This is a genomic window from Kitasatospora sp. GAS1066B (genome assembly GCF_041262605.1).
Lineage (GTDB): Bacteria > Actinomycetota > Actinomycetes > Streptomycetales > Streptomycetaceae > Kitasatospora.
The window spans coordinates 278,753-300,304 of sequence record NZ_JBGCCO010000003.1 but is presented as its reverse complement, the minus strand read 5'-3'; the positions used below and the strand labels follow the sequence as shown (position 1 = coordinate 300,304).

At 71.2% G+C, this 21,552-nt stretch carries 18 protein-coding genes and 1 pseudogene; 11 read left to right on the top strand and 8 right to left on the bottom strand.

Annotation, left to right across the window (positions count from 1 at the left end; translation table 11 throughout):
- Positions 1–16: 16 nt before the first annotated feature.
- The 3 genes from ABH937_RS04745 to ABH937_RS04735 are packed head-to-tail and all read right to left on the bottom strand — an operon-like array spanning position 17 to position 2,817.
- The gene (locus tag ABH937_RS04745) at positions 17–640 is read right to left on the bottom strand and encodes a hypothetical protein (protein WP_280691707.1); all 624 of its coding nucleotides are present in this window, start codon (positions 638–640) and stop codon (positions 17–19) included.
- Positions 633–2,384: an alpha/beta hydrolase gene (locus tag ABH937_RS04740; protein WP_280691706.1), complete on the bottom strand. Its 1,752-nt coding sequence runs from the start codon at positions 2,382–2,384 to the stop codon at positions 633–635. The genes ABH937_RS04745 and ABH937_RS04740 overlap by 8 nt, the downstream gene beginning before the upstream one ends.
- Before the next feature lie 19 nt (positions 2,385–2,403).
- A complete protein-coding gene (locus tag ABH937_RS04735) occupies positions 2,404–2,817 on the bottom strand; it encodes a hypothetical protein (RefSeq protein ID WP_280691705.1) in 414 nt (137 codons plus the stop codon).
- A 178-nt stretch (positions 2,818–2,995) separates the two neighbouring features.
- Between ABH937_RS04735 and ABH937_RS04730 the strand changes: the two genes are divergently transcribed.
- Positions 2,996–4,165 (top strand): pyridoxal phosphate-dependent aminotransferase, encoded by a 1,170-nt coding sequence (locus ABH937_RS04730; RefSeq protein ID WP_280691704.1) that lies wholly within the window; start codon positions 2,996–2,998, stop codon positions 4,163–4,165.
- Positions 4,166–4,192: 27 nt separating this feature from the next.
- On the opposite strand, the gene ABH937_RS04725 is transcribed toward ABH937_RS04730, so the two are convergent.
- Positions 4,193–4,624 (bottom strand): hypothetical protein, encoded by a 432-nt coding sequence (locus ABH937_RS04725; RefSeq protein ID WP_280691703.1) that lies wholly within the window; start codon positions 4,622–4,624, stop codon positions 4,193–4,195.
- A gap of 158 nt (positions 4,625–4,782) precedes the next feature.
- Entirely contained in the window at positions 4,783–6,036 is a 1,254-nt protein-coding gene (locus ABH937_RS04720; RefSeq protein WP_280691702.1) for a DNA sulfur modification protein DndB, read from the bottom strand.
- Positions 6,037–6,428: 392 nt separating this feature from the next.
- On the opposite strand from ABH937_RS04720, the pseudogene ABH937_RS04715 reads away from it, so the two are divergent.
- Positions 6,429–6,857 (top strand): annotated as a pseudogene (locus tag ABH937_RS04715) (aminotransferase class I/II-fold pyridoxal phosphate-dependent enzyme); the annotation flags it as partial.
- 51 nt (positions 6,858–6,908) lie between these two features.
- Here ABH937_RS04715 and ABH937_RS04710 read toward each other — a convergent pair.
- On the bottom strand, positions 6,909–7,397 hold the full coding sequence (locus tag ABH937_RS04710) for a hypothetical protein (protein WP_280691701.1): 489 nt from the start codon (positions 7,395–7,397) through the stop codon (positions 6,909–6,911).
- Positions 7,398–7,580: 183 nt separating this feature from the next.
- Between ABH937_RS04710 and ABH937_RS04705 the strand changes: the two genes are divergently transcribed.
- The 6 genes from ABH937_RS04705 to pyrE all read left to right on the top strand — a co-directional run bounded on the left by ABH937_RS04705 (position 7,581) and on the right by pyrE (position 15,314).
- On the top strand, positions 7,581–8,825 hold the full coding sequence (locus ABH937_RS04705; protein WP_370217312.1) for an Ig-like domain-containing protein: 1,245 nt from the start codon (positions 7,581–7,583) through the stop codon (positions 8,823–8,825).
- Positions 8,826–8,982: 157 nt separating this feature from the next.
- Positions 8,983–10,311, top strand: a complete 1,329-nt coding sequence (locus ABH937_RS04700; RefSeq protein WP_280691699.1) for an MFS transporter — start codon at positions 8,983–8,985, stop codon at positions 10,309–10,311.
- 414 nt (positions 10,312–10,725) lie between these two features.
- Positions 10,726–11,493, top strand: coding sequence for a DUF2617 family protein (locus tag ABH937_RS04695; protein WP_370217311.1), 768 nt, complete (start codon positions 10,726–10,728; stop codon positions 11,491–11,493).
- A gap of 527 nt (positions 11,494–12,020) precedes the next feature.
- The gene (locus ABH937_RS04690) at positions 12,021–13,604 is read left to right on the top strand and encodes a polyamine aminopropyltransferase (RefSeq protein WP_370217340.1); all 1,584 of its coding nucleotides are present in this window, start codon (positions 12,021–12,023) and stop codon (positions 13,602–13,604) included.
- A 100-nt stretch (positions 13,605–13,704) separates the two neighbouring features.
- Positions 13,705–14,724, top strand: coding sequence for a hypothetical protein (locus ABH937_RS04685; RefSeq protein ID WP_370217310.1), 1,020 nt, complete (start codon positions 13,705–13,707; stop codon positions 14,722–14,724).
- Between the two features lie 26 nt (positions 14,725–14,750).
- A complete protein-coding gene (pyrE, locus tag ABH937_RS04680; protein WP_280691697.1) occupies positions 14,751–15,314 on the top strand; it encodes an orotate phosphoribosyltransferase in 564 nt (187 codons plus the stop codon).
- A 128-nt stretch (positions 15,315–15,442) separates the two neighbouring features.
- On the opposite strand, the gene ABH937_RS04675 is transcribed toward pyrE, so the two are convergent.
- The gene (locus ABH937_RS04675; protein WP_280691696.1) at positions 15,443–16,180 is read right to left on the bottom strand and encodes a DedA family protein; all 738 of its coding nucleotides are present in this window, start codon (positions 16,178–16,180) and stop codon (positions 15,443–15,445) included.
- A 315-nt stretch (positions 16,181–16,495) separates the two neighbouring features.
- Here ABH937_RS04675 and fbaA point away from each other — a divergent pair, with 315 nt between their 5' ends.
- The 3 genes from fbaA to ABH937_RS04660 all read left to right on the top strand — a co-directional run bounded on the left by fbaA (position 16,496) and on the right by ABH937_RS04660 (position 20,554).
- On the top strand, positions 16,496–17,518 hold the full coding sequence (gene fbaA / locus ABH937_RS04670; RefSeq protein WP_280691695.1) for a class II fructose-bisphosphate aldolase: 1,023 nt from the start codon (positions 16,496–16,498) through the stop codon (positions 17,516–17,518).
- 229 nt (positions 17,519–17,747) lie between these two features.
- The gene (locus tag ABH937_RS04665; RefSeq protein WP_370217309.1) at positions 17,748–20,042 is read left to right on the top strand and encodes an ArnT family glycosyltransferase; all 2,295 of its coding nucleotides are present in this window, start codon (positions 17,748–17,750) and stop codon (positions 20,040–20,042) included.
- Between the two features lie 92 nt (positions 20,043–20,134).
- Positions 20,135–20,554, top strand: a complete 420-nt coding sequence (locus ABH937_RS04660; RefSeq protein WP_280691693.1) for a DUF3151 domain-containing protein — start codon at positions 20,135–20,137, stop codon at positions 20,552–20,554.
- 78 nt (positions 20,555–20,632) lie between these two features.
- Here ABH937_RS04660 and ABH937_RS04655 read toward each other — a convergent pair whose 3' ends face one another.
- Positions 20,633–21,472 carry a sterol carrier family protein gene (locus tag ABH937_RS04655; RefSeq protein ID WP_280691692.1) on the bottom strand — a complete coding sequence of 280 codons (840 nt, stop codon included), beginning with the start codon at positions 21,470–21,472 and terminating at the stop codon, positions 20,633–20,635.
- Positions 21,473–21,552 lie beyond the last annotated feature (80 nt).

Below are 21,552 nucleotides of genomic sequence, written 5' to 3'. Positions count from 1 at the left end.
GGCGCCGTGGCTGTCGTCAGTGGGACCAGTACGGGTCCTCGACCACGCCCCAGCCGACGCCGACCGTGGGCCCGGCCGGCCGCGTGTTCGGCAAGTCCCCCTCGTCCCAAGAGGACTTCACCCAGTCCACGCCGACCATGACATCAGCGCTGGCATGGTTCGGATGCCCCAGGGTCACCGTGATCTGTGCGCCTGCGGGCGACGTGGCGGACAACACGGGCTGCTGATCGCCGCCCATCGTCGTCTCCGTCTTGGCGTGGATGTCGGTGTACCCGTGGCTTCTCCAGTACTTCTCCTCCTGAGCCCTGAATTCCGCGAACTTGGCCGGCACGATGTTGGTGAGCACGAACTGCTCGCGGCTGTAGGTCGCGTAACCGGTCTTGTGCAGTTTGAGGTCGAACCCGTACGAGGCATGTGGGCTCGCGTGGTAAGAACCCTCGCTGGCCGAGGACAGCGGCGGATTGATGGCACCGAGGGAGCCGTCCACCGCCGAATCGAGCGCAGTCAGCGCAGCCGCCTCGGAGACTGACGGGTGGTCATTGATCAGCCAGCAACCGCCGCCGAGCAGGGCTACCAGCACTAGCACGACCACCAGAGCCCAGGTCCGCTTGCGGCGCTTCTTCTCGCGGCCCTCACGCATGGTTGGCCGACTCCAGCTGCACGGAGCCGTAGTTCCCGATGACGATATTGCCGATGTTCGGCAGCGAGGGCCCACCCCGCTGAGGCGTCAGGTACGCGGTGTGGTTGTCTCCGGTCAGCCCGCCGATGGTGCCGGTGGGGACGGTGAAGTTGTTCCCTCCCCATGAGGAGTCGTGGGGGTCGGCGGGGCCCAACCCGGCAGGAGTACCCGAGGTGATGAGGTGGACCGGGTCCAAGGGCGACGTACCCACCCACACATGACCGTTCATATGAAGATCCGCTGCATGCGCCACGGGAACGCCCGGGCTTCCGGTCAGAACCAGGTCGTCGGGCGCTCTGTAGGTCCCGGGCTGATCGGCCGCCAGTTTCGCCGACTCGGTGGCGAGGTACGAGCCGTAGCTGTCACCCATTGAGGTCACATGCGGCGGCGCGCCCTGGTGGGTATCCCGGATTCCGGTGAGGAACTGGGCGTAGGTGGGTGCGCCGGCGTCCGCCGCTCCGGTGTCCATACCGCCCGTGAGAGAAGACGGCGGATCGTAGTTGAGCCAGACGATCGACGCGGTCGCATTCGGATCGCCACCGTTCAAGTCCTTCGCCGTCTTCCAGACGTTCAGGGCGTTGTCCGCCTCGTTCTCACCAGGCGTCTGGTCCGGTGTCATGGGGCGCAGCGAGTCGAGCGTGGTCGTCACTCCGGGAACGTAGGCGCTGACGTTCTTCGCCGTGTCCGGGTTCCCGAAGGAAAGGATCGCGCGCCCCTGGCCCTGCGTGCCGATGCCGAGTAGGTAGTCCCTGGGATGGTTGGACGGATCCGTGGCGTAGGCCTGGTCATCCGCGGTCAGCCGGTCCTGGATGTGGTTGTACTGGTCCAGTTGGCCCTGCAGCGCGTCGTCCTTCTGCTTCCACTCGGTGTACGCCTCGGTCTGGATCGGGAAACCGCCGGAGACCAGCCCGTCGAACATCGGCGGCTGCGGGCCGAGCCCGTCGATCTGCGCCTGGAGGTTGGTCCGGATCTGGGTCAGGCCGAGGCGGTTGGCCTGGTCCCGGGCAGCGCTGGGGACGCCGTCGAGGTTGCCGATGTCCTGCGGGTGGTTGTTGATCAGGTCCTGCTGCTCGGCGGGCGTCAAGCCGTTCCACCAGGCCTTGACGGCCGCCGGGTCACTGCCCTGCTGGGGAATGTTCTCCCGGTTGTTCTCGGTCTGCTGGTCGGCCCCGGCGGTGGCACTGTCAAGCCCGGTACCGTTGACGGCGTTGTCGGTGAAGTGCTTCAGCCGCGCGGCGATCAGCTGGTCGGCCTGGTCCGCCTCGGCGAGCGCGGCGCTGATCCGGGAGCCGATGTCCGACGCCTTCGTCTGTGCCGTCGGGCCCGCGTAGGTAGCCGACGAGGGATCGTTGTCCCAGGTCATGCTGCCGTCCGGGTTGACGGTGAAGTGCGCGGCCTGGGCGTCGTCCAGCGCCTGCACCAGCTGCGCCTGGGCCAGCGCGAACGACTTCTCCGCGTCGCCCAAGGTCGTGCCGACCAGGTTCAATTCGTCGTGGGCGGCCTGCAGCTTGCTGGTGAAGGCGGCGAGATCGGCCCGCACCTGCACGGCCGTGCTGCCGGTCCACTGCGCCTTGTCCAGGCCGCCCGTCACCTGGCTCCGCCAGTCGTCGACGTGCTGGCCGAACGCCGTGACCAGTCGGCCATAGGCACTCTGAGCACCCGTCAGGGCGACCAGATCGGCATTCTTGAGGGTAGCGATGTCCATACCTGTTCTCCCCGTCGCGCTACTGCTTCAGCGCGGCGCCGCGCGCGCCGCCGACCACTGTCCCGAAGGGATCCCCGCCCCCGACCGGACCCGGGCCCGGAGCCGCCCCGCTCGAGGAGCTCACGGCCAGCATGGTGCCGGCCGCACTCTGGTCGCTCTGCTGGTACCCCTGTGCCATCTGGATCAGCTTGCCGCCGTAAGCACCCATGTCACTGGCCAGACCGTCGATCAACTTCTGCCAGTCGTAGGTGCAGTCGTGCAGGGCGCCTGCGGTGGCCCACCCGGCCAGCCCGCTCGACGCCTGGTCGCTCGGCTGGAGAATTCCCTGGCTCTCACCGGGAATCTGCCCGGCTATGCCCTGCGCGCTCTGGCCCGAAGTCGTCAACTGGTCCGGGCTCACCGAGAAGCCCCCGCCGTCATTCGATACCGCCACTGGCCCCCGGTCCCCCTTCGCGCGGTGTGATCGTCACATCGCTCCCGGCACCCTAGTCTGCCGGGGACACTCATGGCGTGCTCCGGCCGGCGACACCGCTCCTCAGACCGGCCGCAGGCTTGTCACCGTGCAGGCACCATCAGATGATGGGCCCAACTACGAAGCGTGAGGAGCCCGGATGAGCGCCAGGCCGCTGCTGAACCGTCGCCTGGCGGGGATGGGAACGACGATCTTCGCGGAGATGTCGGCGCTCGCCACCGCCACCGGCTCGATCAACCTCGGCCAGGGCTTCCCCGACACCGACGGCCCCGCCGAGATCGCCCAGGCCGCCGCCGACGCGGTCCTGAACGGTCGCGGCAACCAGTACCCGCCCGGCCCCGGCATCCCCGAGCTGCGCACCGCCATCGCCGAACACCAGCAGCGCTTCTACGGCCTCGGCTACGACCCCGACACCGAGGTCCTGGTCACCGCCGGCGCCACCGAGGCCATCGCCGCCTCGCTGCTCGCCCTCCTCGAACCCGGTGACGAGGTGATCGCCTTCGAGCCGTTCTACGACTCCTACGCCGCCTGCATCGCCATGGCCGGCGCCGTCCGCGTCCCGCTGACGCTGCGTCAGCCCGCCTTCCGCCCCGACCTCGACGAGCTGCGCTCCCTCATCACCCCGCGCACCCGCCTGCTCCTGCTCAACACCCCGCACAACCCCACCGGCACCGTGCTGCACCCCGACGAGCTGCGCACCATCGCCCAACTCGCCGTCGAGCACGACCTGCTGGTCATCACCGACGAGGTCTACGAACACCTCGTCTTCACCGGCACCCACCACCCCATCGCCGCCCTGCCCGGCATGCGCGAACGCACCGTCTCGATCTCCTCGGCCGGCAAGACCTTCTCCTTCACGGGCTGGAAGGTCGGCTGGGTCACCGCCACGCCGGAGTTGGTCGCCGCCGTCCGCACCGCGAAGCAGTACCTGACGTACGTCTCCGCCGGCCCGTTCCAGTACGCCGTCGCCGAGGCCCTGCGGCTGCCCGACAGCTACTTCGAGGAGTTCCGCACCGATCTGCGGCGCAAGCGCGACCTGCTCGCTGACGGACTCTCAGCTGCGGGATTCCAGGTGTTCGCCCCCGAGGGCACGTACTTCATCACCACCGACATCACCCCGCTCGGCGAGAAGGACGGCATCGAGTTCTGCCGCTCCCTGCCCGAACGCTGCGGGGTCGTCGCGATCCCCAACGTCGTCTTCTACGACAACGTGGATGCCGGCCGCAGCCTCGTCCGGTTCACGTTCTGCAAGAAGGACGAGGTACTGCTGGAGGCAGTCTCCCGCCTCCAGCAGCTCAGTATGGTCTGACGCTAAGTCAGCCAGGCTCCGGGCGCATCAGCGCTGAAGGATATGGAACAGCCCCTTGAACGCGTCCCGGACGCGACCCTGCTGCTCCATCCAATCCTTGTAATGGCGAAGGGGCTCATCCGTGTCGGATGCATGAACACCGGAGAGGATGATGAACTCCTCAAACAGCTCGACGACCGCCTTCAGCGCCTTCGCAAGCTCACCAGTTGAAGCCCGGTCGGCAGCTGCAACGAGCGGCAGCCGCGACTGCTCGGCCCGCACGAGGTCGCCCGGGGAGATCGGGAGTTGCTGGCTGCCCGCCATCTCCGTGAAGACCTCATGAGCGTCCTCCGCGCGCTTCAGGTCCCCCTCGCTCTTGGCGCGCGACAGCTGCAGCCGACCCGTACACACCGCCCAGACGACGCCGATGATCGTCGCTATGCCCGCAAGCCCACCGACGATAGCCAGGGTCAGGGTCATGGTCCCCCCAGATTGATTTGTGTGATCACGCCACCATCTCGCGGCGACGCTGGGACACTACATCAGAAGTGCGGGGGTCAACAAAAAGCGAGGGGATGGATCCGTGAGGATCCATCCCAGACGTGATGGCTATCTCTAGTCGATACCCGAGCGTCGAGCTACTCGGTCTGCTGACCTCGGATCCGCCCGTACCGCTCGGAGCTCTCGTCCTCCAGCGCCGTCGCCGTCCGGGAACCTGAGTCCTTCACCCCACCTGCCAGCGAGAACGTCCCGCGCGCAGTCTCCTTTCCGATGATTCCCTCCCAATATCGGGCATCCCTGGACCATTTGACGTCGGACAGCAGCTCGAGCAGCTCATCGAGACTCCGCCTGGGCCCGTCGCTCCAGGGCATCGAGCGATGCGCAACGGCACCCAGGGCAGCGAAGACCGCAGGTGCCGCGATGACGGTGCGCAGTCGAGTGGCGAAGGCGTCACCGAATCGCGAAAAGATCACGGTAAGCGCCTCGGAAATCGCCTTCCCTGCCACCTCCTCCTCACATCCTTCAGGCAGCTCGAAAATAGAACCGCTGGTCTTCTCGAATCCAGACCTGCCAAAAATCGCCGTGATAACGAATGACCTGAGCGTGGAAAGCGTCATCCATTCGGAGTCCACCGCCTTTAGCTGGCGCTGCCGCAGCGAAACCAGTTTCTCCAGTGGAATCTGCTCGCTGCTACCGGGCGGCGTGACCACCACCTGCTTAAGCAAGGCGAGCGTGACACTCGTAGCAATATTTGCCGAATCGGCCGTCAAGGCGACATTCTTGTTTGGAATTACGCCCAGGAGATTCCGATCGTGGAAAATCTGACGGGCCGAGACGAGATCTATGTTGTGGTAGATCTCCACACCGACCGTACGCGCCATCACCTGCTGCGCCGTGACGCCGTGCGCCTCAGGATCCTGGATGAGAAGGTAGTGCGCAAGGTGCTGGGTCTCGGCATCGACCAAGACACCGGCGATACCAAGTGGCAGGTACACCACCTTGTCCGTCTCGAACGCGCTCTTCAGCCTGACTACCTTCAGGCCTTTCTCGATCCAGAGAGCGAACGGCGGCGTCGCCCACCGATCCTCTCGCTCACCAAGAATTACCTTGGCAATATACCGCGCATAGTCCTTGGCATTTTCCCATTTTGCGCCGGTCTTAATGTCACGTTGGACCCCATTGCGAATCTCGACCTGTCGCCGTTCGTCGGCTGACAGATACTTGAGTTCCCTCGAATCCTCGGCCCGCCGGGGATCGGGGACAATTCGCGCCAGCTGCCCCCATTGCATGGTGGTCATCAGTCGAGTGGGAGTCAGTTCCAGTGCACGAAACGGATCGCCATTGCTTCGGTCGATCTCGTCAACGAACGAAGAAGTCGTCTGATCGGCCATGTACTCCCCTTGTTCATCGTGGAACCCCAGGAGCCGTCTGCCGTTCCGGGGCCCGTACGCGTCCCGGGAAGCGTAGCAATCTGCAGGACGCTCACCAAAACTGCGGGCAGATTCCAAGGACACCCCGGCCCCGCGGCCCCAGGATGCCCTCGATCGCCTGTCGGGATCGCTCCGGGTTTGCGACCAAGGTACTCAGACGGACTCCAGACCGGGTGGGTCCTTCGTCTTCGGCACTGGCCTACCCCTAGTCCGATGACGAAGCCGCACGGAGTCCACGCCGGTCCAGCCGTCGTCCACCTGGGATATCCGACAGCAGCTGGCCACCGGTCGGCCAGCGGAGGCCCGCAGGTCAGGGCTCTTTCGCTGGGCACGAAGGAGTGTACGAACGCGGAGTCGGCTGGGTCAGCGCCACACCGGAGTTGGTCGCCGCCGTCCGCACCGCGAAGCAGTACCTGACATACGTCTCCGCCGGCCCGTTCCAATACGCCGTCGCCGAGGCCCTGCGGCTGCCCGACAGCTACTTCGAGCAGTTCCGCACCGACCTGCGGCGCAAGCGCGACCTGCTCGCTGACGGACTCTCAGCCGCCGGCTTCCAGGTGTTCGCCCCCGAGGGCACATATTTCATCACCACCGACATCACCCCGCTCGGCGAGAAGGACGGCATCGAGTTCTGCCGTGCCCTCCCCGAACGCTGCGGGGTCGTCGCGATCCCCAACGTCGTCTTCTACGACAACGTGGATGCCGGCCGCAGCCTCGTCCGCTTCACGTTCTGCAAGAAGGACGAGGTACTGCGGGACGCCGTCACCCGCCTCCAGGAACTCCGAGCGACCGCCGTGTCGGCGGCGGCCGCAGCCACCGCTCGACGGGCAGCCCTACGACAGTGCGTCGTAGTACCCCGTCGAACCGGTCAGTACCGCCTGGAAGTACAGCGGTTCGTCGTCGGTGTCCAGCTCGACCTCGTGCCCCGCCACCCGGGTGAGGCCGAGGGAGAGCTTGGGCACGAGCCAGTAGCCGGGCTCGTCGTGCACGAGGGGCAGGTCCAAGTCCGCCAGCAGCTGGACGAATTGGCGGGCGGGGGTGCGGAATACATCGATGCCGCGGAAGCGGACCGTGATCCGCTCGGGACCGGGCCGGGGGATCCACACCTCTGCCGCACCGAGCGTCATGCCGTCCTCGAGGTGGAAGACGATCTCGAACTGCGGATGCAGGGCGAGCACCTTCATGGACTTGAACCGCGCCGCGGACCCCTCGTCGGAGACCTTGACCCGTCCCAACCGCGCGGCCGCCTCCTTCAGGGCCGCCGCCGGCATGCCCAGAGGGAACCCGGTGATGCCGTGCGGTGGATCCAGGTCGATGTCCATGGCCGGCAGTCTAGGAGCCGGCCGCAGGCCCGTGGCCACCGGCAAAAGTCCGGGTTCTGTGACAGTCGCCGCGCCGGTGCGACGACTTGGCCGGTCATCGCGTCGAATAGGGGGAAGGGGTCGAGCCGACCGTAGCCAGCGGACGGCTGTGCACAGAGCTGAGCAAGCAGGGGGAGACGCGCCATGCAGTCGATTCGAATACGTCCCATGGGTCGCCGGGCCGGGACGGCACTGCTGCTGGGCGGGGTACTGCTGCTGGCGACCGCCTGCGGCAGCGGGAGCGGGAGCGGTGGGGGCAGCGCGAGCGGCAGCGGGGCCGGGCATCGGGCCGCACCGGCCGCGGTGACCGGGGGGCCGTCCAGCGCGCCGAAGACCTCGGCGGCGGTGGTCGAGGTGGAGCCGAAGGACGGCAGCCAGAACGTCGCGCCGAGCGGGGCGTTGAAGGTCTCGGTGACCAGCGGCAAGCTGACCCAGGTGGCCGTGGCGGGGGCGGACGGCAAGCCGGTGGCCGGCGCGCTGGCCGCCGACGGGAGCAGCTGGGTGCCGTCGGGCGGGCTGGCCGTGGGGACGGCCTACACGGTGAACGCGCAGGCGGTGGACGCCAAGGGGGTGGCGACCAGCACCAGCAGCAGCTTCACCACGCTCAAGCCGGCCAAGACGGCACGCACCATCGACAACATCACCACCAACGACAGCTACGGCGTCGGCATGATCATCCGGGTCGACTTCCAGCAGAAGGTCACCAACAAGGCGGCGGCCGAGCAGGCGATCACGGTGGAGGCCTCGGACGGCACCCAGGTCAAGGGCCACTGGCTCAACGAGGACAACTGGCTCGACCTGCGCCCGCAGACCTACTGGAAGCCGGGCACCAAGGTGACGATCCACTACCGCACCTCGAACGTGGAGCTCTCCCCCGGCGTCTACGGCAACTCCGACCGGGACGAGTCCTTCACCATCGGCCGCTCCAAGATCAGCACGGTGGACGCCAAGACCCACCAGATGTCCGTGGTCGAGGACGGCGCCGCGCCGCAGACCATCGCCGTCACCGCGGGCGCGGATGACAACCCGTCGTGGAACGGCACCATGGTGGTCTTCGAGAAGGACCGGATGGCGCACATGGTCTCGAGCACCACCACCATCAAGGGTCCGGGCTATGACGTCTACGAGCCGCACGCGCTGAAGATCACCGACTCCGGCTCCTACGTGCACGGCAACCCCAAGGCCGTCGAGTTCGCCGGGAAGGCGAACATCAGCCACGGCTGCATCGGCCTGCCGGACACCGACAGCGGCGACGACGGCTCGGTGGCGGGCAAGTTCTACGCCGACGCGCTGATCGGCGACGTGGTGATCGTCAAGAACTCGGTCGGCGGGCAGGTCCAGCCGGACAACGGCCTGGGCGGTTGGAACGTGTCCTGGGCCAACTGGTAGACCGCACAGGGGAGATCGGGCGGCACAGGCCGTCCCGTCGTGGCGCGGGCCCGACCCGCGCCACAACACGGGGTTGTCGCGAGGACATGGAACGGTTGTTTCCGCAGGCGCTGCCGAGCCCCGCAGGATGAACCTGGCCGCACATCGGGGAGGCACCGTGTCCATCGGCTCGCAACTGCCGCGCGCACTGGCCTTCTGGCTGCTGGCCGCCGTGCTGACGCTGCTGCTCGCCGCCTCCGCCGCCCCCTCCCCGCTCTACCTGGTCTACCAGCAGCGCTGGCACTTCTCGCCGCTCGACCTGACCTCGGTCTACGCGGCCAACTCGCTCGCGCTGCTGGTCACCCTGCTCTTCGTCGGCTCGCTCTCCGACCACCTGGGACGCCGTCCGGTGCTGCTGGCCGCCGTGGCCGTGGAACTCGTCTCGATGCTGGTCTTCGCCGAGGCGCGCGGGCTGGCCTGGCTGTTCGCCGCCCGGATCATCCAGGGCGTCGCCACCGGCGCGGCCACCGGGGCGTTGAGCGCCGGCCTGATCGACCTGCAGCCGCCCGGCAGCCGGCTCGGCGCGCTGCTGACCAACGTGGCCTCGGCCGGCGGCCTGGCCCTGGGCGCGCTGGGCTGCGGGCTGCTGGTCTCCTACGGCCCGGCGCCGACCCGGCTGGTGTACTGGCTGCTGGTCACCGCGCTGACGGCGGCGCTGCCGCTGCTCGCGATCGTGCCGGAGACGGTGCCGCGCGAGGCGATGGCGGCGGACGGCGGCTGGCGGCGCTCGCTGCGGCCCCGGGTGGGGGTGCCGGCGCCGGTGCGGGCCGCGTTCACCGCGCTGCTGCCCTCGATCACGGCGACCTGGGCGCTGGCGGGGCTCTACCTCTCGCTGGGCGGCTCGCTGGTCCACTCGGTGCTGGGGCTGAACAGCCAACTGGCCGGCGCCCTGGTGATCGTGGCGCTGCAGGGCAGTTCGGCGGTGACGGCGGTGCTGGCCAGGGACTGGACGGTGCGGCGCTCGCTGCTGGCCGGCCCGGTGCTGCTGATCGCCGGTGTGGGGCTGGCCCTGATCGCCCTGCGCACCGGCTCGGTCTGGCTCTTCTTCACGGCCAGCGCGGTGGCGGGGGTCGGGTTCGGGCCGTCCTTCTCGGGCGCGCTGCGCACCCTGGTCTCGCTCGCCCCGGCCGACCGGCGGGCCGAAGTGGTCACCGCCGTCTACGTGTTGTCCTACCTCGCGCTGAGCCTGCCGGCGGTGGCGGCCGGGCTCGCGGTCTCGCACATCGGGCTGACCGGCACCGCGACGATCTACGGGGTGGCGGTCTGCGTGCTGGAGGCGGTGGCGCTGGCCGGCTCGCTGCTGCGGCGCGAGCCGGTGGCCGCCCCCGCCCCCGCCCACGCCCTCACTCACGCCCCTGTGCCTGCGCGCGCCCCGCACGGGCTGCCGATCGGCGGCCCGGGCTCGGTCGCGCCCTGCCCGCGCGCGGCCGCCGCGCAGGCCAGCTGAGCCGAACCAGCGGAGCCAGGCCGGCCGAACCCGGCTCGGGCAGCATTGCGCGCCCCCACCGCCCGCGCGCAGCGCCCCCGGCGCGCCCTGCTCACCACGCGCACGCGGAGCCCAGCGCGCAACCCGAGCATGGGGCGCGCACTCCGGTCTGAACGGCGCGTACCGAGCAATCTCGTTCACCGGGCCGGTCACACCCGGCCAGGCACTACGCCCAGAACGGTGAATGTGCAACAAGAATGGGTAAATCCCTGACGGACCCGGAGAATTCGTGCTTCTCTGCTGCTGAATCTCCAGCCGGAATCCTTCCTTCCACGGTCGGCCGCGTCCTGGACCGCACAGCCACGAACCACCTCGCCTTCGGCCGAGTCGGGCGCTGCACGGGGGGCGCGTACGGAGCTGAAATGCGGAGCCAGCATGCTCACCACACTGCAGACCTCCTATACCGACACCCGCGCCGGTGACCTGGCCTGGTGTCTCGGCGGCGGACCGCTGCCCGCGCTCGCGGTGCGCGATCTGCCGCTGCCCGGTCCGGACGCCCTGACCGGGGTGCCAGGGCCGCTCGGCACGGCCCGCCTGGACGGCTCGAACGGGCGCCGCGCGACGGCGGACAGCGGCGCGACGGGCGGCGCCACGAGCAGCAGAGCGGGCCGCAGAGCGGCCGCGACCGGCGGCCGCGCGGGCGGCGAGGCAGCCGGCGGCGCGGGCAACGGCGACGGCGGCTGCGCGGCGGGCACCGTGCAGTTGCGCCTGCTGGGCGCCTCGCACCAGGTGGTGATCGCGGCCGGGCCCGGCGAGTGCCTGGAGACGGTGGCCTGCATGCCCGGCCGGCGCACTCCGCTGCCGGCCCGGGTGGCCGAGCAAGTCGCCGGGTGGGAGTACGAGTTCGCGGCCCGGATCGAGTCGCTGCCGCCGCACGTCTTCGCCGCCCGGGCACAGGAGATCCTGGCCCTGGTGGACGAGCACCCGCGCGGCCTGGCCGGGGTCTTCCCCGGCGACCCGAGCGCCTTCACCGCCCTGGTCGCGCAGGGCAGCGCGGAGCGGGTGCTCTGGCGGACCTGGCACGCCTACCCGCAGGAGGGCCGACTGGTCTGCACCCGCTCCTCGCTGGTGCTGCGCGGACTGGTCGCGGTCGGCCCACCGCGGCCGGGCGCGCGCTGTGCGCTGGCCAGGCCCGGCCTCTGACGGCGGATCGTCCTGGCCGCGGAGCGAACTGACGATTGCTCACTTCCGAACATCGTGACGATTCGTCAAGCCGAACCAGCGAGCTATCCCTCGAACGAGTGCGACTATTCGCGGCAGGGGTCGCCTAGCGTTTCTCCGTGATCAACCAGCCGGCGGACCCGCCCACCCAGCCCGGCCTCGACCGCGTCGGACCCACCCAGCCCGCGCGGCCACGGACCGTCCGAGTCAGGGCCCGTACCCATGGTCGGACCCGGTCCCGCCGCCAGGCCGAGCGCCGCACCGAGACCCCGCCGGGGCCGGTGCGGCACCCCGGTCCCCGGGTCCACCTACGGCTGCGCGGCGGACGCACTCCGCAGGACGGCCGGGCCGGGGCGGGCAGCGCCGGTCCGATCGGCGCCCCCGGCCGAACGGACGATCCGGCTCCCCCGGACGGCCGCAGCCGAACGGGTGTCCTTGCCCGGACGGGGGAGCGCGGTCGACCGGACCCACGCGGGGAGCAGGAGCCGCGCGCCCGAACTAGCGATCGAATCACCGCACGCACCACCGCCGGCACTCACACCAGCACCGCCTGCCGGCGGCCTCGCGCGACCCGCCTGCTGGTGCTGCTGGCCGCGTTCGTCTGTGCGGCCTGCGGGCTGGTGTACGAGCTGGAGCTGGTCGCGCTCGGCGGCTACCTGCTCGGCGACTCGGTCACCCAGACCTCCGTCGTGCTCTCCGTGATGGTCTTCGCCATGGGCGTCGGCTCACTGATCGCCAAGCACTTCACCCACCGCCCGGCCACCTCCTTCGCGCTGGTCGAATGCGCGCTCGCGCTGATCGGCGGGCTCTCCGTGCTCGTCCTCTACAGCTGCTGGGCCTGGCTCGGCCGCTACCAGCTCGCCATGGTCGGCCTGACCTGCGCGATCGGGGTGCTGATCGGCGCCGAGATCCCGCTGCTGCTCACCCTGCTGCAGCGGATCCGCCGGGAGGAGGCGGGCCGGGCCGCCGCCGACCTGTTCGCCGCCGACTACGTGGGCGCGCTGATCGGCGGCCTCGCCTTCCCGTTCGTGCTGCTGCCGCTGCTCGGCCAGGCCACCGGCGCGCTGCTGACCGGCGCCGTCAACGCGGTGGCCGGCGCGGCGGTGGTGCTCTGGCTGTTCCGCGACGAGCCCAGCCGTCGGGTCAGGCCGCTGCTCTGGACCGGGTGCGGCACGGTGCTGGCCGCCCTCGCCCTGGCCGGCGCCTGCACCGGCGCGATCGAACGCGCCGCCCGGCACGCGCTCTACGGCGGCCCACCCCGCCAGGCGGTACAGAGCCGCTACGGCGAACTGGTGCTGACCGGCCCGGCCCGGGTCCCGGCCCAGGGCAGCACGTGGGACCAACCACTGCGGCTCTACCAGGCCGGCCACCTCGCCGTCTGCGGCCGGGACGAATACCGCTACCACGAGGCGCTGGTGCACCCCGCGCTGGCGGGCGCCGGCGACGGCCGGGTGCTGCTGCTCGGCGGCGGCGACGGCCTCGCGCTGCGCGAGGTGCTGCGCCACCAAGGGGTGCGCGAGGTGCTGGTGGTCACCCTCGACCCGGCGCTGCCGACCCTGGCCCGGGCGGACCCGGCGCTGGCCGCGCTCGGCGAGCACTCCTTCGCTGACCCCCGGGTGCGGGTGATCACCGCCGACCCGCTGTCCTGGCTGCGCACGGACGGCGACGGCGAGCGCTTCGACGCGGTGCTGGCCGACCTGCCGGCACCCGAGCGGGCGGCCCGCAGCGAGTACCACGCGGCCGAGTTCTACCAGTTGGCCGCCGCGCGGCTGACCCCCGGCGGACGGCTCGCGGTGCCCGCACCCACCGGGCCCGGCCTGTGGACGGCGGAGGCGGGCCTGCGCGCGGCCGGCCTGTGGACGGTGCCCTTCCCGGTGCCCGGACACGGCCCGGCCTGCGACCCGTCCGGCAGCGGTGACCGGACGGCGGTGCTGCTCGCCGCCCACGACCGGCAGCCGAGCCTGTCGCTGGCCGCCGACGCGCCGCCCCCGCGCTCGCTCACCACCGACCAACTCGCCACGGCCGCCGCCGCGCTGGCCGCCGACCGCCCCACCCCGCTGCCCCCGGCGAGCACCCTGATGCACCCGCGCTGACCCGGCTCGACCAGCGCCGGTGTCGCCGGGTACCCCCGTCCGTACCCCAACCCGGTGCCGTGCCCGCCACCTCCCGGAACAGATCGGTAGGCTCACAGGCATGGAGCATGAGGTTGTCATCCAGCTGCCGGCCGAACTCGTCCAGCCCGCCCTCGCGGACGCCACGCTGCTCGCGCGCTGCGTCCCCGGCCTGAGCACCGATGCCTCCGACGCAGCCGAGCGGCGCACCGCTGCCAAGCGTTCCGCCGCCAGCGGCCCCGAGGAGATCAACGGTCGTCTCCGGGTGCGGATCGGCGGCTCCACCATCACCTATCGCGGCGTGGTCTCGCTGATCCGCAGCGGCGGCACCGGTGTGCTCACCGCCTTCGCCGAGGGCCAGGAGGTCCGTGGCGAAGGCGAGGTGGTGGCCACCCTGCGGCTGCGCGTGGAGCCGCCCGCCACCGACGGCGCGAGCAGCACCGTGCTGAGGTTCAGTGGCGACCTCACCCCGGGCGGGCGGCTCGCCGAGTTCGACGGCGAGGCGCTCGCGGTCGCCGGTCGTCGGCTGCTGGATCGTTTCGCCCACGCGCTCACCGCCGAGCTCAAGGGCGCCCCCACCCTCACCGTGGTCCCGGACGACCGGGACGAGGACGAGTCGCGCGAGGAGGACGGCGACCAACTCCCCGACGACCTCTTCGCGGACGACCTCTCCGACCTGATCGCCTTCTCGCCGGAGACCCCCGCCGAGCCGGATGCCGGCAACGGCGAGGCCCCGGAGAGCGAGGGCACCTCCGAGCCGGTCGAGCCGGCTGCCCGGATGGACCTCCCCTACGGCTACCCGCGCGCCGTCGAGGAGCCGTTCTCCCCCGACGACCCGCTGGGCGGCCCGGTCCGCCGCAGCATCGTCGGTCGCTCGGCCGAGGAGGTCGACCACGCCCCGCCGCGCGGCCGCTACGCCCCGGCGCTGCCGGCCCGCAGCGCCCGGGCCCGGGCCGCCAGCCGCTGGTACGGCGACCAGCAGAGCACCGCGCCGGTGGCCACCCGGCTGCCGGGACGGATCAGCACACCCTGGGTGATCGGTGGCGGCGTCGCCCTGCTCGGCGGTGCCGTCATCGTGGCCCGCGCCCTGCGCAGGCGCTGATCAGCGGCCACTTAGACTGACTGTCCATGAGCAACGAGCCGACCAACGCCCCGAGCACCGACCGCGACGCCCTGCTGGCCCAGATCAAGACCAAGGCCGTGGTGCACGGCAAGGTCATCCTCTCCTCCGGCCGTGAGGCCGACTACTACGTGGACCTGCGCCGGATCACCCTGGACGCGCAGGCCGCCCCGCTGGTCGGCCGGGTCCTGCTGGACGCCACCGCCGACCTGGCGTACGACGCGGTCGGCGGCCTGACGCTGGGCGCCGACCCGGTCGCCGCCGCGATGCTGCACGCCGCCGCCGCGCGCGGTCGCGAGCTGGACGCCTTCGTGGTCCGCAAGGCCGGCAAGGCGCACGGCCTGCAGCGCCGGATCGAGGGCCCGGACGTCAAGGGCCGCCGGGTGCTGGCCGTCGAGGACACCTCCACCACCGGCGGCTCGGTGCTGACCGCCGTCGAGGCGCTGCGCGAGGCGGGCGCCGAGGTGGTCGGCGTCGCGGTGATCGTCGAGCGTGGCGCCGCACCGGCGATCGAGGCCACCGGGCTGCCGTACTACACGGTCTTCACCGCCCAGGACCTCGACCTCGCCTGAGCCGTCGAGCCCCGCACAACGGCCGGGGGCCGCACGGTTTCACGTGAAACCGTGCGGCCCCCGGCCGTTGGTCCTGCGCCGTTGGTCCTGCGCCGTCGGTCCTGCGCCGTTGGTACTGAGCAGCTCGGTCAGCCCCGGCGGTGCCGCCCGCCGGCCTGCAACGCGTCGGCGGCCTCGGCCTCGGCCTCGGTGGCGTAGGCCGCGCCGCCCGCCTTGCGCTTCTTGCGCTCCCGCACCACCTCGACCAGGATCGGCGAGATCGACAGCAGGATGATCAGGGCCATCGCCGGGATCAGGTACTTGTCGATCACCGGAGCCATCGAGTCACCGAAGAAGTAGCCGATGCAGAGCATGGCCTCGGTCCAGATGACGCCGCCGATCGCGTTCCAGACGAAGAACTTGCGGGCCGGCATCTCCAACGTGCCGGCCACCGGGTTGAGGAAGGTCCGCACGATCGGGATGAAGCGGGCGATCACCACGGCCTTCTCCGGCCCGAACTTGTCGAAGTACTCCTCGGCCTTCTGCACGTACTCGCGCTTGAAGATCCGCGAGTCCGGCTTGTCGAAGAGCCTGCCGCCCACCTTCGCCCCGAGCAGGTGCCCGAGCTGCGCGCCCGCGATCGCGCAGAGCGGCGCGCCGATCAGCAGGGCGGCGATCGGCATCTGCACGCCGGGCCCGAAGGCCTTGGCGGCGGCCGAGGAGGCGGCCACGCCGCCCAGGATCAGCAGCGAGTCGCCCGGCAGGAAGAAGCCGATCAGCAGGCCGGTCTCGGCGAAGATGATCGCCAGCAGGCCGACCGTCCCGACCGAGCTGATCAGCGACTTGGCATCGAGGAGATTGACCGCTAGGTCGGTAGTGGTAGTCACGGGCGCAGAATAGCGCGGTCGGGTGTCCTGGACGGCAGAGCCTCGCACGGCGGACCGGTCCGCCGGCACCCGGCGTCGGGGCCCGGCGGGCCGCCACGGCGGGCCCACGGGCGGTCCCGCGGACAGTTACAGTCGACTGCCTATCGCACGGAATACCGCCCCCGACCTGCCCGAACGTTACCTTTCGTCCGCAAAGGTCCGGCCTTCTGTCCCGTGTGGCGAGCGGCATGATGAAGCCGACGGACGAGTCTGGGAGGATGTCACCGGCGTCCGGGCCGCGGCGCACAACATTCCCCCCGACAGGAGCGTTTTCGCATGCCTATCGCAACCCCCGAGGCCTACAACGAGATGCTCGACCGGGCCAAGGCAGGCAAGTTCGCCTACCCGGCCATCAACGTCACCTCGTCGCAGACCCTGCACGCGGCGCTGCGCGGCTTCGCCGAGGCGGAGAGCGACGGCATCATCCAGATCTCCACCGGTGGCGCCGAGTTCCTGGGCGGCCAGCACAACAAGGACATGGTGACCGGCGCCGTCGCGCTGGCCGAGTTCGCCCACATCGTGGCCGCGAAGTACGACGTCACCATCGCGCTGCACACCGACCACTGCCCCAAGGACAAGCTGGACGGCTACGTCCGCCCGCTGCTCGCGGTCTCCGCCGAGCGCGTGGCCAACGGCCGGAACCCGCTCTTCCAGTCGCACATGTGGGACGGCTCGGCCGAGACCCTGGCCGACAACCTGGCCATCGCCGAGGAGCTGCTGGCCCAGGCCCGCGCCGCCAAGATCATCCTCGAGGTCGAGATCACCCCGACCGGCGGTGAGGAGGACGGCGTCTCGCACGAGATCAACGACAACCTCTACACCTCGGTCAACGACGTGGTGCGCACCGCCGAGGCGCTGGGCCTGGGCGAGAAGGGCCGCTACCTGCTGGCCGCCTCCTTCGGCAACGTGCACGGCGTCTACAAGCCGGGCAACGTCGTGCTCCGCCCCGAGCTGCTGCGCGACCTGCAGGACGCGATCGGCGCCCAGTCGGGCAAGAAGGACCCGTTCGACTTCGTCTTCCACGGCGGCTCGGGCTCCTCGGCCGAGGAGATCGCCACCGCGCTGGAGAACGGCGTGGTCAAGATGAACCTGGACACCGACACCCAGTACGCCTTCACCCGCCCGGTCGTGGACCACATGTTCCGCAACTACGACGGCGTGCTGAAGGTCGACGGCGAGGTCGGCAAGAAGAACACCTACGACCCGCGCACCTGGGGCAAGCTGGCCGAGGCCGGCATGGCCGCCCGCGTGGTCGAGGCCACCAAGGCGCTGCGCTCGGCGGGCACCCGCCTGAAGTAGGCACCAGCGGTCAACGCACGAGCCCCGGTCGGCACCAGTCGACCGGGGCTCGTGCGTGCCCGGGCCCGTTGCCGCTCCGGGCGAATCCTGAGAGCGGGCTGTAAATCTGCCCGGCGAGCTGGAAGTAAAGAAGCCGGACGGCAAAATCTTTCCCTGGTACCGGTATGGATTTCGCCGAAATGCCCTGTCTGTCAGGTTCTTCTCATGGACGCCACGAAGGCTGTCACTCATGGCTACCACCGTGCTACCGATCGCCCCTGAGCTGCCGGACAGCCCCTGGCCGATCCGCCGCGCCCCGTGGCGCTCGCCCGAAGGGCAGCCGGCCTACGCCAGGCCCGCCCTGTTCGGCATCGCGATTCTCGCGGGGATCCTGTACTTCTGGGGGATCGGTCAGAGTACCTACCACACCTTCTACGCCGACGCCGTACGGAGCATGACGGAGAGTTGGAAGGCCTTCGTCTTCGGCTCGTACGATCCGGCCAACACCATCACCCTCGACAAACTGCCCGGCTTCCTCTGGCCACAGGCCCTCTCCGCGCGGCTCTTCGGCTTCCACCCCTGGGCGCTGACGCTGCCTCAGGCGATCGAGGGGGTGCTCTGCGTCCTGGTGCTGTACCGCGGCGTCCGCCGCTGGGCCGGCGCCAACGCCGCCCTGCTCGCAGCCGGCGCCTTCACCCTGACGCCGGTGCTGGCCGGCCTGTTCCGCACCGCGGTCGAGGACCCGCTCTTCACCCTGCTGCTCCTGCTGGCGGCCGACGCGACGATGCGCGCCGCGCAGAGCGCGAAGCCGCGCTCCCTGCTGCTGGCCGGCGTCTGGGTCGGCCTGGCCTTCCAGGCCAAGATGCTGGAGGCCTGGGCCGTGCTGCCCGCGCTCGGCCTGGTCTACCTGGTGGCCGCGCCGACCCGGCTGCGCCGGCGGCTGGGCCACGTCGCGCTGGCCGGTCTGGTCGCGGTGGCCGTCTCGGCCTCCTGGATACTGCTGGCCACGGTCACCCCGGCCAAGGACCGCCCGTACATCGACGGGACCACCGACAACTCGGCCTACAGCATGGTGGTCGGCTACAACTTCCTGAACCGCTTCACCTCGGTGGGCCTGAACGCCGGTGAGACCGGCAGCGTGACCTCGGGGCAGGGGCAGGGCGGCGTGATGGGCTTCGGTGGCGGCGGCCACGGCGGCGCGGGCGGCGGGGCCCAAGGTGGTGCCCAAGGCAGTGGTGCCCAGGGCGGTACCGGCAACCCCGCCCAGCAGGCTCGGCAGGGCGCCGGCCACCAAGGCGGCCAGGCCGGTCAAGGCGGTCAGGGCGGCCCGGGCGGCAGCGACGGCGGCTGGACCAAGATGTTCAGCTCCCAGTTCGCCCCGCAGACCGGCTGGCTCTACCCGCTCGCCGCGCTCTCGCTGCTCTGCGCGCTGGCCTGGCGCCGCCGCGAGCCGCGCACCGACCGGCTGCGCGCCGGCTACCTGCTCTGGGGCAGCTGGCTGGCCGTGTTCTTCCTGGTCTTCAGCGCGGGCAGCGTCGGCGGGCACAGCTACTACATGGGCGTGATCGCCACCCCGCTGGCCGCGCTGAGCGGCGCGGGCACGGTGCTGCTCTGGCAGGCCTTCCGGACGGGCGGGCGCAAGGCCTGGGCCCTGCCCGTCGCGGTGGCCGGGACGGCCGGCTGGGCCGCCTACCTGGCCCACCTGTTCCCCACCTTCCTGCCCTGGCTGGCCCCGGCCACCCTCGGGGTCGGTGCGCTGGCGCTGGTGCTGCTCGGCCTGGCCCGCAGCACCCGGTTCGGTGAGCGCCGGATCGGCCGGCTGCGGCTGGCCACCGTGGGCCTGATCACCTCGCTCTTCGCGATGCTGCTGGCGCCCGGCGCCTGGGCCGCCTCGGTCCTGGACGCCAAGTACGGCAACTCCGGCATGGGCACGGTCGGCCCGCAGGCCGCCCGCGGCTTCGGACGGCCCGCCGCGGGTGGCGGCCACACCGGTGCGCGCGGCGGTGCGGGCGGCGGTGCCTGGGCCCAGGGTTCCTGGGGCGCGGGCCCCGGCGCCGGCGGCTTCGGCCGCGGGACCGGCGGTGCGGCGGGTGCCGGCAGCGCGCTGGCGGCCGCCTTCGGCCAGTCCGGCAGCACGCTGACCAAGGCGCAGCAGGACATCCTCGACTACACCCAGGCGCACGACGGCAACGCCCGCTACCTGTTCGCCGCCACCAGCTGGAGCGCCTCCTCCCCCTACATCCTGGCCACCGGCAAGGAGGTGCTGCCGATGGGCGGCTTCACCGGCAAGGTCCCCTCGCCGAGCCTGGCGCAGTTCCAGGGCATGGTCAGCAGCGGCCGGCTGAAGTACGTGCTGCTCGGTCCGACCGGCGGGTTCGGCGGCTTCGGCGGCGGTGGCGGGGGTGGCCGCAGCGGTGCGCAGTCCACGCCGACCACGGCCATCACCGACTGGGTGCGCAGCAGCTGCGCACCGGTCGCGCCCGGTGACTACGGCCAGTCGGTGAGCAGCCCGAGCCTCCAGCTGCTCTACCAGTGCTCCGCCTGAACGAACCCCCGCTGAACACCCCGGGAGCGTCCGTGCGCGCAGTGTGCACGGGCGCTCCCGGCCGTTCAGCGGGGGCTGGCAGACTGGGAGGCATGACTGAACGGAAGAACTTGCTCTCGGGCCCGGAGCCGACGCTGCTCTCCGAGGAGGCCGAGCCGTACCGCCGGCTCGCCGAGGAGTCCGCTTCGCCCACCCAGCTCGCGGCGGACTACCCGTGGTTCTCCCTCGCCTGGGCCATGCTCGCCGATGACGCCTTCACCGAGGGCCGGGTGGTCGAGTCGTACGCCTACGCCCGCACCGGCTACCACCGCGGCCTGGACGCCCTGCGCCGGGCCGGCTGGAAGGGCCACGGCCCGGTCCCGTGGGAGCACCGCGCCAACCGCGGCTTCCTGCGCTGCCTGGCCGCCCTGGCCCGGGCCGCCGACGCGATCAAGGAGACCGAGGAGGCCGAGCGCTGCTGGAAGTTCCTGAAGGACAGCAGCGACGAGGCCTACACCGCGCTCAAGCAGTAGCTCCCGCCGCGAAGGGCACCCGCTCGCCGACCACCGGTCGGCGAGCGGGTGCCCTTCGCACGTCAGCCTGACCGACCGTCAGTTCATCACCGGGAGCAGCCCGCTCAGGTCGCTGCGCTCGCCGCTGGCGCTCACCCTGGCGGCGTCGACCGCCGCGGCCCAGTCCTGGCGCCCGGTGGCCAGCCGCAGCCAGGTGAGCGGGTCGGTCTCGACCACGTTCGGCGGGGTGCCCCGGGTGTGCCGCGGGCCGGGCACCGCCTGCACCACGGCGAACGGCGGGATCCGCAACTCGACAGCCCCACCGGGTTGTTGAGCGGCGAAGGAGTCGGCCAGCAGCCGGCAGACCGAGGCCAGCGCGAACCGGTCGTGCGGGAACTCGGGCAGCTCCAGCGCCGCCGCCAGGTCGTCGGCGTGCACCACCGCCTCGACCAGCCGGGTGACCAGCAGGTCGGCCAGCGACATCGAGCCCAGCCGGATCTCGAACCGCCGCTGCGGGTCCAGGACTTCGGGCCCGGCCAGCAGTGCGAGCAGGGCATCCGCCGCCGCGTCGAACTCCGCCGCCACCTCGGCCGGCGTACCGGCGAAGGCCTGCGCCGTGTGCGCCAGGGTGCCCGCGTCGAGCAGCTCGGCCAGCGAGCCCACCCCGGCCACCCAGGCGGTCAGCTCCAGCGGCGCCCGCCCCTCCGGGGGCTGGTCCAGCCGGCTTGGCGCCCAGGCCAGTTGGACCGCCAGGTGGGCCACCAGCTCGCGCACCCGCCAGTCGCCCAGCCGGGTCGGCAGCGCCAGCAGCCGCTCCGCCTGCGGGTCAGCGCAGAGCCGGTGCACGGCGGCCCGCAGCGCCTCGGTCTGCGCGCCCAGCGCGGCCCGGACCTTCGCCGGGTCGTAGTCACGCGCCTTGCGGGTCACCGTCTTCGCCATGCCGCCCAACCTACCCAGCGCTCCGAGTGAAGCGGAAACGGCCCGCTCCGCCAGGCGGGGAGCAGGCCGTTTCAGGCTGG

Coding starts and splice junctions, on each gene's coding strand:
- ABH937_RS04740 (WP_280691706.1), bottom strand. CDS start 2,384: ATGGACATCGCTACCCTCAAGAATGCCGATCTGGTCGCCCTGACGGGT.
- fbaA (WP_280691695.1), top strand. CDS start 16,496: ATGCCTATCGCAACCCCCGAGGCCTACAACGAGATGCTCGACCGGGCC.
- ABH937_RS04710 (WP_280691701.1), bottom strand. CDS start 7,397: ATGGACATCGACCTGGATCCACCGCACGGCATCACCGGGTTCCCTCTG.
- ABH937_RS04705 (WP_370217312.1), top strand. CDS start 7,581: ATGCAGTCGATTCGAATACGTCCCATGGGTCGCCGGGCCGGGACGGCA.
- ABH937_RS04655 (WP_280691692.1), bottom strand. CDS start 21,472: ATGGCGAAGACGGTGACCCGCAAGGCGCGTGACTACGACCCGGCGAAG.
- ABH937_RS04720 (WP_280691702.1), bottom strand. CDS start 6,036: ATGGCCGATCAGACGACTTCTTCGTTCGTTGACGAGATCGACCGAAGC.
- ABH937_RS04725 (WP_280691703.1), bottom strand. CDS start 4,624: ATGACCCTGACCCTGGCTATCGTCGGTGGGCTTGCGGGCATAGCGACG.
- ABH937_RS04685 (WP_370217310.1), top strand. CDS start 13,705: ATGGAGCATGAGGTTGTCATCCAGCTGCCGGCCGAACTCGTCCAGCCC.
- ABH937_RS04660 (WP_280691693.1), top strand. CDS start 20,135: ATGACTGAACGGAAGAACTTGCTCTCGGGCCCGGAGCCGACGCTGCTC.
- pyrE (WP_280691697.1), top strand. CDS start 14,751: ATGAGCAACGAGCCGACCAACGCCCCGAGCACCGACCGCGACGCCCTG.
- ABH937_RS04745 (WP_280691707.1), bottom strand. CDS start 640: ATGCGTGAGGGCCGCGAGAAGAAGCGCCGCAAGCGGACCTGGGCTCTG.
- ABH937_RS04665 (WP_370217309.1), top strand. CDS start 17,748: ATGGCTACCACCGTGCTACCGATCGCCCCTGAGCTGCCGGACAGCCCC.
- ABH937_RS04695 (WP_370217311.1), top strand. CDS start 10,726: ATGCTCACCACACTGCAGACCTCCTATACCGACACCCGCGCCGGTGAC.
- ABH937_RS04730 (WP_280691704.1), top strand. CDS start 2,996: ATGAGCGCCAGGCCGCTGCTGAACCGTCGCCTGGCGGGGATGGGAACG.